10 protein-coding genes are annotated in these 12,463 nt (G+C 41.3%); 4 read left to right on the plus strand and 6 right to left on the minus strand.

The window, feature by feature from the left end; all coding sequences use genetic code 11:
* Positions 1-177: 177 nt before the first annotated feature.
* The 3 genes from pheA to bamD all read right to left on the minus strand — a co-directional run bounded on the left by pheA (position 178) and on the right by bamD (position 2,969).
* Positions 178-1,368: a prephenate dehydratase gene (gene pheA / locus EES38_RS12260; protein ID WP_124937482.1), complete on the minus strand. Its 1,191-nt coding sequence runs from the start codon at positions 1,366-1,368 to the stop codon at positions 178-180.
* Positions 1,369-1,596: 228 nt separating this feature from the next.
* Complete coding sequence (hpf, locus tag EES38_RS12265; protein WP_124937483.1) at positions 1,597-1,920, minus strand: ribosome hibernation-promoting factor, HPF/YfiA family; 324 nt, start codon at positions 1,918-1,920, stop codon at positions 1,597-1,599.
* A 323-nt stretch (positions 1,921-2,243) separates the two neighbouring features.
* Positions 2,244-2,969, minus strand: a complete 726-nt coding sequence (gene bamD, locus EES38_RS12270) for an outer membrane protein assembly factor BamD (protein WP_124937484.1) — start codon at positions 2,967-2,969, stop codon at positions 2,244-2,246.
* A 147-nt stretch (positions 2,970-3,116) separates the two neighbouring features.
* Here bamD and rluD point away from each other — a divergent pair, with 147 nt between their 5' ends.
* The 3 genes from rluD to clpB all read left to right on the plus strand — a co-directional run bounded on the left by rluD (position 3,117) and on the right by clpB (position 7,509).
* Positions 3,117-4,091 carry a 23S rRNA pseudouridine(1911/1915/1917) synthase RluD gene (gene rluD / locus EES38_RS12275; RefSeq protein WP_124937485.1) on the plus strand — a complete coding sequence of 325 codons (975 nt, stop codon included), beginning with the start codon at positions 3,117-3,119 and terminating at the stop codon, positions 4,089-4,091.
* A gap of 7 nt (positions 4,092-4,098) precedes the next feature.
* The gene (pgeF, locus tag EES38_RS12280; RefSeq protein ID WP_124937486.1) at positions 4,099-4,830 is read left to right on the plus strand and encodes a peptidoglycan editing factor PgeF; all 732 of its coding nucleotides are present in this window, start codon (positions 4,099-4,101) and stop codon (positions 4,828-4,830) included.
* A gap of 105 nt (positions 4,831-4,935) precedes the next feature.
* Positions 4,936-7,509, plus strand: a complete 2,574-nt coding sequence (gene clpB, locus EES38_RS12285) for an ATP-dependent chaperone ClpB (protein ID WP_124937487.1) — start codon at positions 4,936-4,938, stop codon at positions 7,507-7,509.
* Positions 7,510-7,582: 73 nt separating this feature from the next.
* On the opposite strand, the gene EES38_RS12290 is transcribed toward clpB, so the two are convergent.
* The 3 genes from EES38_RS12290 to EES38_RS12300 form a co-directional block, all read right to left on the minus strand.
* On the minus strand, positions 7,583-8,572 hold the full coding sequence (locus EES38_RS12290; RefSeq protein WP_124937488.1) for an isopenicillin N synthase family dioxygenase: 990 nt from the start codon (positions 8,570-8,572) through the stop codon (positions 7,583-7,585).
* A gap of 95 nt (positions 8,573-8,667) precedes the next feature.
* Positions 8,668-9,147 carry a nucleoside deaminase gene (locus tag EES38_RS12295; RefSeq protein ID WP_124937489.1) on the minus strand — a complete coding sequence of 160 codons (480 nt, stop codon included), beginning with the start codon at positions 9,145-9,147 and terminating at the stop codon, positions 8,668-8,670.
* A 110-nt stretch (positions 9,148-9,257) separates the two neighbouring features.
* Positions 9,258-10,253: an ABC transporter substrate-binding protein gene (locus EES38_RS12300; protein ID WP_124937490.1), complete on the minus strand. Its 996-nt coding sequence runs from the start codon at positions 10,251-10,253 to the stop codon at positions 9,258-9,260.
* Positions 10,254-10,714: 461 nt separating this feature from the next.
* Between EES38_RS12300 and EES38_RS12305 the strand changes: the two genes are divergently transcribed.
* On the plus strand, positions 10,715-12,079 hold the full coding sequence (locus EES38_RS12305) for an amidohydrolase family protein (RefSeq protein ID WP_124937491.1): 1,365 nt from the start codon (positions 10,715-10,717) through the stop codon (positions 12,077-12,079).
* Positions 12,080-12,463 lie beyond the last annotated feature (384 nt).

Consider the following 12,463-nt stretch of genomic DNA (forward strand, 5'->3'; position numbering starts at 1 on the left):
TTATGTTATTTACTCTACGACCTACCTTGGTCCCGTTAATATCATAAACATTATTGGTTTTGCCAACTGAAACGTTAATATGTGCCCTGACTCGTCATATTTTATTTAGTTATACAGAGCACATTCTGCTTATTGTATGAGTATTAGGCTAAACTTGCAGCAAAAAACCAATACTAGCTACTCATTGAATTGAATTTGAGTCGGTTTTACATTTTCGATCGGAAAACATCCTAATACCTTCAAATGTTTTGTACATTTTATTAGCTCATCTAGAGCTTGTTGCATTTGAGTAGAATTTAGGTGTGCTTCTAAATCAACGTAAAACATTTCTTCCCATGGATTACCTATAATTGGGCGAGATACCAGTTTCGTTAGATTAATACCATGATGTTGAAGTATTTGTAGCGCTGAAACCAAAGAACCCACTTTTTGTGGTGTAGACATAATGAGTGTCGTTTTGGCTGGGATTTGTTGAGAAACTTCAACAGGTTTACGAGCAACTAGAATAAATCGAGTAAAATTTTCAGCCTGATTTGCGATATTACCCTGAATAGGTTGTAGCCCATACAGCTTTCCACTTGATGCATTACCAATGGCTACACTGTTTTTCTGATTCAAGGCTTTAACTCTCTTCATCGCATCCGCTGTACTGAGGCATGATTCTAAAGTCACGTCACCCTTCATTCTGCTGATGAATTCACTACACTGCTGTAATGGCTGAGGGTGAGAATAGAGTGTTTTTATTTCTTCTAATCTTACGTCAGAGGTCGCTAACAAGCAGTGTTCTATCGGTAACGTTATTTCCCCGACAATGCTGAGAGTTGTGTGTTGCAACAAATCGTAGACTTCGTTAATTGAGCCTGAACTGGTGTTCTCTATCGGTAGCATCCCGAAATCAGCGTGTCCGGACTCAACCGTTGTTGTAATGTCTTTGAAGCCATCACAATTCAGCTCGATAACATCTATATTCTTACGATTGAAATATTCTAGAGTTGCCAAGTGTGAATAAGAACCTTTTGAACCTAAATACGCAACTCTAACATGTGGGTTCAAGTGGCTTTCTGGGTTCGCTAGATTTTGTAGATACGTCTGTTGCAAAAGAACGGAATCTTCAATCACTGTATGGAAGATTTTTGTAATGTACTGAGCATCTAGGTCGTACTTTTCTTTGCCATTAGTGATAAGTTTTACCAATAGTTCTTGTTCTCTAGAGGCGTCTCTAACTGGTTTTGAAGTGGTAACTTTGCTTTTAGCTACATCGACGCTGAGCTTGCGTCTCTCGGATAATAATTGGAGAAGCTGATCATCCAATTCGTTAAGGCGTAAACGTATTTCATCCAGAGTGTATTTGGGAGATTCTGCCGTCATAGGTATTTCCTTTACAAAAAAGCCTCCAGCAAGGAGGCTTCTTATTCGTATTTTAAATCTTACTACGCCTCAAATGCTAATCGAGTAGCTTAGAACTAAATGAGAATGAAAATACGAACATAATGATTTCTTTGATAACTGATTTGCAGACACAATAAGCAAGGCGTGGTGGAGCGTCAAGAAAAATAGCGCCTAAACGGCGCTATATCATCAAAAATGGCGAATATATTAGTTTTCTTCTTCAAGAGTAACTGTATCTGTTCTTCTTGCCTCTGGTTTGTGACGAAGTTTGTTTAATTGTCTTTCCAGTTTTTGCTCAACTTCATTAATGGCAGTATACAAGTCTTCATGTAGAGCAGAAGCCACCAATTGTCCTTTCGGTATCGTTAACACGGCTTCAAACTTTTTCTGTTTGTTCGGTTCTTCGCTAAAACTACATTGACAACCAATCAAATCAACTTGCCATTTTTCTAGTTTCTGGAATTTCCCCTCAATGTGAGCACGGATTGCAGAGGTAATGTCGATGTTTTTACCAGTGATATTCATTTTCATAATGCTTTCCTCTGTTTAATATCCCTTGGGCTTAACTTCAGAATACTGTTTTAATGCTAAAAAAGTGTGATGAGAATCACACTTTTGTCTGGTTATAGATTTGTTGATAGCAAACGTGATCTTTAGCAAGGAGTCATTAAAAGAGCGGCAGAAAAACATTGAGTTATTAATAATTCTAGGTAATGTGGGGATTATGATAGCTAAAAAATAATGGCGTTTTTAGCGGATAAGTTCGACCTGAGTTTATGGTTGAACGAATTTTAATCAGATGGTTTATAAAATAAAAAAGCTCCTCAAAGGAGCTTTTTTTACGTCACTATTTTTTACGCAGGATTTAGCTGCATAAGAGCTTGAGTTCGTTGCACAGCGTCATCCAACCCTAGCTCTTGATAGGCTTTTAGCTGAATCTCAAGTGCTTCTCTTGCTGCTTCTGTATCAGGAAATGTTTTTTGTAATTCCTGACAGCGATTGATTGCTGCTATCCAAGCTTCACGACGCAGGTAAAAGTCTGCTGCCGCTAAGTAGTATTTTGCTAAACGATTCTTTAATGCCACCATTCTCATTTGAGCATCATTTGCGTAGACACTATTTGGATAACGTTGAAGTAGCTTTTTAAAATCACTGAAAGCAGATTTTACTGGCTCAGGATCTCTATCCGAACGATCAATTCCCAGAACTTCGTGCATGAAACTGCTGTCTTGCGCCATGTTGTTTAAGCCGCGCATATACAAAACCCAATCCGCTCGTGAGTGCGTTGGATTTAAACGTAGAAAACGATCAATCGTTGCTATGCTTAGTGAGTACTCATCATTCTTGTAGTACGCATATATCAGATCGAGTTGTACCTGATGGGAATACGCTCCGAATGGATAACGAGAATCTAGAGCCTCCAGTTTTTCTATAGCACGTGTCCATTTACCGCTTTGTAATGACAGTTTTGCTTCAGAATAGAGCTGTGACGGTGGCAGATCTGGAACAACATTTTTGCTGCTCGAACAACCCGCGAGTAAAGAGATTACTAATAAACCAGATAAAGCGTGGTATTTCATGTCAGAAGTTGATTCCTTGATAAATCGATCTAAAGTCTAAGCTGTCTAAAAACGTTAGGTTACTTTCTTTTAGGTAACGGATACAATAACGGCTTATTTTATCCATACTAGAGACTGTTAGTCTCTTAGTTTTTCAAAAAGTTCGATATGGCTCAGCAGATAGAATTAAAAAATACAGTGAAAGAGAATCAACTTGGTCAACGATTAGATCAAGCAATTGCAGAATTATTTTCTGATTTTTCTCGTTCTCGACTCAAAGAATGGTTGCTTGAGGGAAAGGTAACGCTCAATGGTGAAGTTGTCACAAAGCCAAGGACTAAGGTTTTCGGTGGCGAAGAAATCACACTTCTAGCAGAACTGGAAGATGAAGAACGATGGGAAGCTCAGGACATTCCCTTGGATATCGTTTACGAAGATGACGATATTATCGTTATTAATAAACCTCGGGATTTTGTTGTTCACCCAGGTGCAGGAACGCCTGATGGTACTGTACTTAACGCGCTTCTTTATCATTACCCTGCGATAGCTGAGGTGCCTCGTGCCGGTATCGTGCACCGTTTGGATAAAGATACGACCGGATTAATGGTGGTTGCGAAAACAGTACCAGCGCAAACAAAATTGGTTCGCGCTCTGCAAAAACGTAATATTACTCGCGAGTACGAAGCAATTGCTATTGGTAGAATGACGGGCGGTGGGATTGTTGATAAACCTATTGGTCGACATGCAACGAAGCGAACTCTCATGGCTGTAGCACCCATGGGGAAACCTGCGGTAACACATTACAGAGTGGCTGAGCATTTTCGTGAACACACGAGAATACGCCTACGTCTAGAGACTGGACGAACTCATCAAATTCGTGTTCACATGTCTTATATTCAGCATCCGCTTTTGGGAGATACCGCCTATGGTGGTCGTGTGAAAATTCCAAAAGGAGCGAGTGACGAGTTCATCGAGATAATTCGTTCATTTGACAGGCAAGCTCTTCATGCTGCTATGCTTAGATTTGATCACCCTGTCACCGGAGAAGAGCTGGAGTTTCATGCTGCCATTCCTGATGATATGGTACAGATGACTGAAGCATTGAGAGAGGATGCGAGAGCAAACCCATTGGATGAGTTTTAGGAATAATATGATTAAGCCAGATTGGACACTACCTGACAGCGTAACTGCAATTGCCAGCACCAGAGAAAATGGTTTTTCTGTTGGTGAATATTCTGGTTTAAATTTGGGAACCCATGTAGGTGATGATCCTAAATTAGTGATTAAAAATCGTCAGGAGTTGGTGGAAAGCCATGCGTTACCATCTCAACCTGTGTGGCTTAATCAGACTCATTCAACCAAAGTTGTGAATCTTGAAAGTTGGACTGACCAAGTCTTAGATGCCGATGGAATTTTTACAACGACTCCCGGTATTGTGTGTGCCGTGATGACAGCGGATTGCCTTCCGGTTTTACTTTCTAATAAGCAGGGCACTGAAGTCGCCGCTGTTCATGCTGGATGGCGAGGATTAGCTGATGGCATTTTAGGTAATGCGGTTTCCTACTTTTCTAATCCTGAAGATGTGACAGCATGGATTGGTCCAGCGATAAGCCAGACCTATTTTGAGGTCGGAGACGAAGTCGTACAGCAATTTGTTGAAACAGACTCAAACTTGATATCGGCTTTCGAGCCCAAGGCCGGCACTCCAGGAAAATGGATGTGCAACTTGCCTTTGATTGCAAAGATGAAGTTTGTTGGGTTAGAGGTGTACGATGTAGAGCTGAGCGGCCTTTGTACGTTTAAAGACGAAACTAAGTTCTACTCCTATCGGCGAGATGGTGTTACAGGTCGACAAGGATCCTTTATCTGGATTAAAAATTGATTAATCTTTAATCTAAAATTATTCCATCACCCCTTGAAAATCCTCTTCTCAGTAACCACTTTGTTAATCAGTTAATTCTTTTGTCGTTTGATTAGGAAGGTGGTTATGCGTCTTGATCGATTTACAAGCAAATTTCAAGTTGCTATCTCAGATGCTCAGTCGTTAGCACTAGGGCGTGATCATCAATATATTGAACCTGTTCACCTTATGGTTGCATTAATGGATCAGGACGGAAGTCCGATACGTCCATTGTTGACGATGATGAATGTCGATGCGATGCAACTTCGCTCGAAGTTAGGTGAAGAACTTGATCGGTTACCTAAAGTGACTGGAATTGGAGCTGATGTACAGCTCTCAAGCGGCCTTGGGTATCTTTTCAATATGTGCGATAAAATCGCGCAAAAGCGGCAAGATGCTTATATATCGTCAGAAATCTTTTTACTTGCTGCTATTCAAGACAAAGGTCCACTAGGACAACTATGCAAAGATCTTGGCGTCACTGAGAAAAAGGTGACTGATGCTATTGAGAAAGTCCGTGGTGGGCAAAAGGTTAAAGATCAAAATGCGGAGGATCTTCGTCAGGCTTTGGAGAAATTTACCGTTGATCTGACTGAAAGAGCTGAACAAGGTAAGCTCGATCCTGTGATTGGTCGTGATGATGAAATTCGAAGAACAATCCAAGTATTACAGCGTCGTACTAAGAACAATCCAGTATTAATAGGCGAGCCTGGTGTAGGTAAAACTGCAATTGTTGAAGGATTAGCGCAGAGAATCATCAACAATGAAGTTCCTGAGGGTTTACGAGGTCGTCGAGTTCTGTCTCTAGATATGGGGGCATTGGTTGCGGGAGCTAAATATCGAGGTGAGTTTGAAGAGCGATTAAAATCAGTCCTTAACGAATTGGCTAAGGAAGAAGGCAATGTCATCCTCTTCATAGATGAGCTTCATACTATGGTCGGCGCAGGTAAGGGTGAAGGCTCAATGGATGCAGGGAATATGTTAAAACCTGCATTGGCTCGTGGAGAACTTCATTGTGTTGGCGCTACTACGCTAGATGAGTATCGACAATATGTTGAGAAAGATCCTGCTCTAGAGAGACGTTTCCAAAAAGTCCTCGTGGACGAACCGAGCGTTGAGGACACTGTTGCAATATTACGTGGGTTGAAAGAGCGTTATGAGCTCCACCATCATGTTGAGATTACCGATCCCGCTATTGTGGCTGCTGCAACACTGTCACATCGTTACGTTTCAGATCGTCAGCTACCAGATAAGGCGATTGACTTAATTGATGAAGCGGCTTCAAGTATTCGTCTGCAGATAGATTCTAAACCAGAAGAATTGGATAAGTTGGAAAGACGAATTATCCAGCTCAAAATTGAGCAGCAGGCTCTGAGCAATGAGCATGATAATGCTAGTAACAAACGGTTGGAGATTCTGAACGAAGAGCTTACCGAGCGTGAAAAAGAATACGCAGAACTTGAAGAAGTCTGGAACGCTGAAAAAGCAGCGTTGTCTGGCACTCAGCATATAAAATCAGAACTTGAGCAAGCACGTATGGATATGGACGTTGCTCGTCGAGCTGGTGATTTGAATCGAATGTCTGAATTGCAATACGGACGTATTCCTGAGCTTGAAAAGCAACTCGACCTCGCAGCTCAAGCAGAGATGCAGGAAATGACATTGCTGAGAAACAAAGTCACAGATGCCGAAATTGCAGAAGTTCTGTCTAAGCAAACGGGAATACCTGTTTCGAAAATGCTAGAGGCAGAGAAAGAGAAATTACTGCAGATGGAAAGCGTTCTGCATAAGAGAGTCATAGGACAGGTTGAAGCAGTTGATGTTGTATCGAACGCAATTCGACGCAGCCGTGCTGGCTTATCTGATCCAAACCGACCTATTGGTTCGTTTCTCTTCCTTGGCCCTACGGGTGTAGGTAAAACGGAACTGTGTAAAACGCTTGCTAACTTTATGTTTGATAGTGAAGAGGCGATGGTTCGGATTGATATGTCCGAATTTATGGAAAAACATTCGGTCGCACGTCTGGTAGGTGCTCCTCCGGGCTATGTTGGTTACGAGGAAGGTGGATATCTCACAGAAGCAGTAAGACGTAAACCTTACTCTGTGATTCTATTGGATGAAGTCGAGAAAGCACACCCGGATGTCTTTAATATTTTACTTCAGGTGCTCGATGATGGCCGCTTGACTGATGGTCAGGGTAGGACAGTCGATTTTCGCAATACTGTCGTGATTATGACGTCTAACCTTGGTTCAAGTCAGATCCAAGAAGGCTTTAAAGACTTAAACTATGAGCAAATGAAAGCCCAGGTGATGGATGTCGTTGCGCACCATTTCCGTCCTGAGTTCCTAAATAGGGTTGACGAAAGTGTTGTGTTCCATCCTTTAGGTCGGGAACAGATTAAGTCTATCGCATCTATTCAGATCGAACGATTGCGTCAACGTATGCATGAAAGAGATTACGAGCTTGATATGGATGAAAAAGCGTTAGATCTGATAGCTCAAGTTGGATTCGATCCAGTTTACGGAGCAAGACCGTTAAAACGAGCTATCCAGCAGGAAGTTGAGAATCCACTCGCCAAGGCTATGTTATCTGGAGAATTTACCCCTGGTAGACCAATTAAGCTGACGGCGGTTGATGGGAAAATATTGGCTACCCAATAGTAGCTGAGCAGCGAATGTGAAGCGAAGACATAAAAGCTCAGGAAGCGATTCCTGAGCTTTTTAGTTTCAAGTGCTATTCACTAAAATTCGCTGCAATTCGCATATTCAGATAGTCCTTCGCTGTTATCGGAGGGTATTTTCCTTCAGGACCTGAAATGGTAATTGATTTATTTGCCTGACAAAAGAAAGCCATACTATAGCGAGGGCCCTGAGATTCTTCTTGTGTAGGCATTCTTACTCTGTGCAGCGTTGACTTCAATTTATCATCGCTCCAGCGCATTAACATATCACCGATATTACATGTAATAATGTTCTCTTTAGGAGGGACATTACTCCAGACCAAATTCTCTTTCGCGTCTTTCCCTGCAGCTACCTGAAGACCTCCTTGATCTTTTTGTTGAAAGACCAGTGTTAAGCAGTCGAAGTCAGTATGAGCTCCAGCTCGCCAGTAGGGAGTATTATTATCCACTTGCTGCATTGGTAAATAGTGTAATAGACGTAAAGTACTTTGATAGTCATCGCTTTCACGGTCGTGAGCTTGAGTGAAAAAGTTACGATCAAACCCTAATTTCTCCGCAAAGCAAGATAGGACAAACATCCCAAGTTCCCATGTCTGATGCTCTGTTTGAAGCATGTGATATTGAAATTCAGAAAGTTGCTCTTCCGATGGCCAAAGTGATTCCATTCTTGGAAGGGTTATTTGATAGGATTCTTTTTGATCGGCAAGACCCGTAGATGGGCGGATTTGAGCTTTAAACTCCCAACCTGCATTTTGTCCTGCTTTCAGATTAAACTGTTGTTTAAATGTTTCGCTTTGAGCAAAAAATTGTTCGCTTAAATCGAATGCCTTTTCAATATCGTTTGGTGCTATGCCATGATTGGATAGCTGAAAAAAACCGACTTGAGTCGCGGCTTGCCAGAGCTGTTCTGTGATGAGATCTCGGCGAGATTCTCTATCTGTCAAATCGATAACAGGAATGACAGTTTCATTGTTCTCCAGTCCATATTGACCGATTGTCGATTCAAAGTTGAGCTCGTCTAATGCATAATTTGTGTGTGTCATGATTGACTCCAATAGTTGCTTGTTTTCGCTGTATTGGAGCAATGTCCAGCAATAACCAATAGCTATTACAGACCGCTTCTACTCCATCGTTTTCGTTACGACCACATACCTTCGTGAACTTGTGCCGCTTCATCTTCGAGTAGCGGTCCGTGGACCTCTGTTTTACGTTGTCCAGATTCAAACACGATACGGCAGGGTAATGCTAATGTTGGGTTTTCTGGATGATTTCCTGTGAGTTGTTTGAGTGTTGCTTCACTTAGTCCGTAGACAACTCGGCCAACACCAGCCCAATAGATAGCGCCCGCGCACATAGCACAAGGCTCCGCGGATATATATAAAGTACATGTTTGCAAAAATTCTGGGGAATAGAGTTTACTTGCTCTCGTCATGATCTTTCTTTCCGCATGCCCTGTCATATCCTTATTGGGAAGGTAGCCATTAATTTGTTCTAGGATCTTTTCACCATTTTTGTTGACTAAAATAGCTGCAAATGGATGAATGCCCAGATTTTTCGCGTCTTCTGCGAGAGAGAAAGTATCGCGAAGAAGAGATAGATCTTTTGAAGAGACTGACATAATCATTCCTAACGAGTCGTTGTTACGATTTATAAAAAATTTTGAATACCATTTATTAAAGAGACAGTTCGAGAAACTATCTCTATAAATAACGAGTTTTGTGATTAAGCTTATTTCGAGATGAAGTTTCGATTCACGACGGTTTCTGGATCCAGTGAATCAACATCAATATTGAGTGCATTAGCGGTTGCTACCCAGGTGTCTTTCAACCTTTTAGGATTAAATGACCCCATTCCATACTCGGTAGTAATATTATTAAAAACTAACCCTTTCATAGAATTGATGGTATTCACTGCGTCAGTCACATCTACTTCGGGAACCATTGCATTAACATCTTTTGCACTTTTTTCAGGATTTTCCCAAGTAAATTGAACGGCTTTTTTGTAGGCTACTAAGAATCGCTTTACCACGTCAGGGTGAGATTCAATAAAGCGATCACTTGCTACGATAGAGGATGAGTAGAATTCAAGACCAGCATCATACCAAGGTAATACTTTTAGTTTTTTACCAACTTGTTCTGCTTGTGTTTCGTAATCGGCTTGATCGGTAATCCAGGAGATCATTACGTCAGCTTTTCCTCTGATGAGCATTGGGTTGAGTGCTCCTGGGTCTGCTTTAATAATTTTTACACTATCTTCAGCAACGTTATTTTTTTTGAATAGCAATGGCAGAAAGATATTTTCTGAAGTGAAAGGCGATGTGACAATGGTTTTTCCAGCAACGTCTTTAACACTATTTATTCCTGATGCGGAGGTGACGTAAAACGCGTAAGGCGCTTTACTATAATAAGAGTAAACTGCTTCTACGGGTATCTGTCCATTCGCTTTAGCAGATAGCAATGCAACAATATCAGAACTACCTATATCTGCGTGACCCGCTGCGAGTTTAGTTAGGGCGTCACTGGACCCCTTTCCCACTTTTATCGTGACATCGATTCCTTCTTCTGCAAAGAAACCTTCTTGAACGCCGACATAAACGGGTGCTTTATCCCCCCCAGGTAGCCAATCAAGCTGGAACGTTACTTTATCTGCGGCTATTGATAATGACGAAAAACTGATGGCTAATGTTGGGAGTGAATATTTAAAAAGCGTGTTTAATGATTTCATAATTGCTCCGTGTATTCCTTTGCACTTAACAAGAATCTATCGTTTTTAGATAGATTTACTTCTCATGAGCAATGTCCCGATGCCGATGCATCTAACCGCTTCTACTCACACGTTGGTTTGAATCACGTTTATTGAGGCAATTGGCGTGCCAGATATCAAAACGGCTAAACTGAGTGGTTAATGGAATCAATATGTTCAATTACGCTCGGATAATATCCTTCTCTTTGTATACAATGTAAAAGAAGAAATGGCTGATTATACAGAGACGAATTTGCCTCTTTTTGGTACGTGATACTGTTGTTATGCACCAATTTGGTGTATGAGATTGACGGTTTCTCTGGGGGTAAATATGGTCTGTATATTGCATTGTATACATTTGAATTTGGAGAGTATAAGCGGTTAGTGTAGGCCATCCCTACCAGGACATTGCTCGATTTCAATAAAAGAGACAGGAAATAGCAATGAACTATCTGATTAAAGGCGCATTAGTCCCCCAAGGTACTCGCTTTTCAACACTTGATATTAGAATCGAAGATAACATTATTGCGGATATGGGAACGGACTTAGTCTGTCTGCCTGGTGAAAAGGTGATTGATGCAAAAGGATGTGTCGCTTATCCGGGATTTGTTAATACACATCATCATTTGGCTCAATCCATTTTGAAAGGCATTCCTGCAGGACAAAACCATGCTCTGGGTGATTGGCTGTCTAGTGTTCCTTACCGATTCTGGCCTCATATTACTCCTGATATTATGTACCATGCTGCCTCGTTAGGTTTTTGGGAATTGCTTAGATCGGGCACAACTACCTGTGCGGATCATCACTATCTATATCATGCTGCTACAACACCGGAATTAGAAGAAAGTGTATGGCAAGCAGCAGAGGATATGGGTATCCGTTTTGTTTTGTGTCGAGGAGGAGCGACGGTTCTAGGTAGCCACAAAGGTTTTTTAAAGGCTGGAGTTACACCAGAAAGTATTGATCTCATGCTACGTAGATTAGATGAGAGCGTGTCACGTCATCATGAGTCTGGTTCCTACGCAATGAAGAAAGTTGTCGTTGCTCCAACAACATTAGTTCATTCATCTACTCCAAACGATTTACGTCTATTAGCTGAATTTGCTCGTAGCCATAAATTAAAAATGCACTCACACATGTTAGAAGTTGGATTCGATCAGAAACAGTCACTAAACAAATACGGAATGGGTGCGATTGAATTTGCGGAATCGTGCAACTGGCTTGGGAAGGATGTGTGGTTTGCGCATCTTGTACAGGCTGATAGCAAAGATATAGCTACGTTAGCGGAAACGAAAACGGGAATAGCTCATTGCCCAACATCAAATTGCCGCCTTGGTAGTGGTATAGCAAATATCATAGAGATGGAAAAGAAAGGGATGCCAGTGTCAATTGGTGTGGATGGTTCCGCTTCATCTGAAAGTGGATCAATGTTACAGGAGTTGAATCTCAGTTGGTTGATACACAGAGCTATAAATGGCGCAAATGCGACTAGCATTGATAAAGTTTTAAGTTGGGGAACTGAAGGTGGGGCGAAAATTCTTGGTCTAGAAGGAGTAGGGGCTATCAATATAGGTTATGCAGCTGATTTGGTTCTGTACGATTTACAATCTGCAAGATTGGTTGGATGTCATGACCAAGCTTATGCCCCTTTACTATGCGGAGAGCCAGCAACGGTCAAAATGACTTGGGTTAATGGAAAATGTGTCTACTCCAAAGAAATGAGCCTAGGGATGGAAGAAAAATTGATTGAAAATGCCTACAAAGCTTTGCATTCCTTGTTAGATACAGTGAGGGATTTTGAGAGGTAATGAGCGTAAAGTAGACAAAACTTTGGGTATTAGCTCAAACCTTGTGCGTTTGAGCTTGTTTTTCGGTTTTTTTATCATTTAGCGCTTGCTTCGAAAAGGGAACTGTCTATAATCGCCACCCACTGAGACGGACAACGTAAGTGTTCGATGGAAAAGAAAAAAAGAATTAAAAAGTGATTGACACTTTTTATTATCTGGTTAGAATTCTCCTCCACCTTGAGTAAAGGTGTCTCAGCGCTCTTTAACAATATAAACCTATCAATCTGTGTGGGCACTCGTCGGATAAACATCCAAAAGATTTTATCAATGATACGAGTGACCAAATCGAATAAGATTTCTTTTTAAGAAAGATTATTTGGCACAGTCAATTCAACATTACATTAC

Source organism: Vibrio viridaestus (assembly GCF_003856525.1).
Taxonomy (GTDB): Bacteria; Pseudomonadota; Gammaproteobacteria; order Enterobacterales; family Vibrionaceae; genus Vibrio; species Vibrio viridaestus.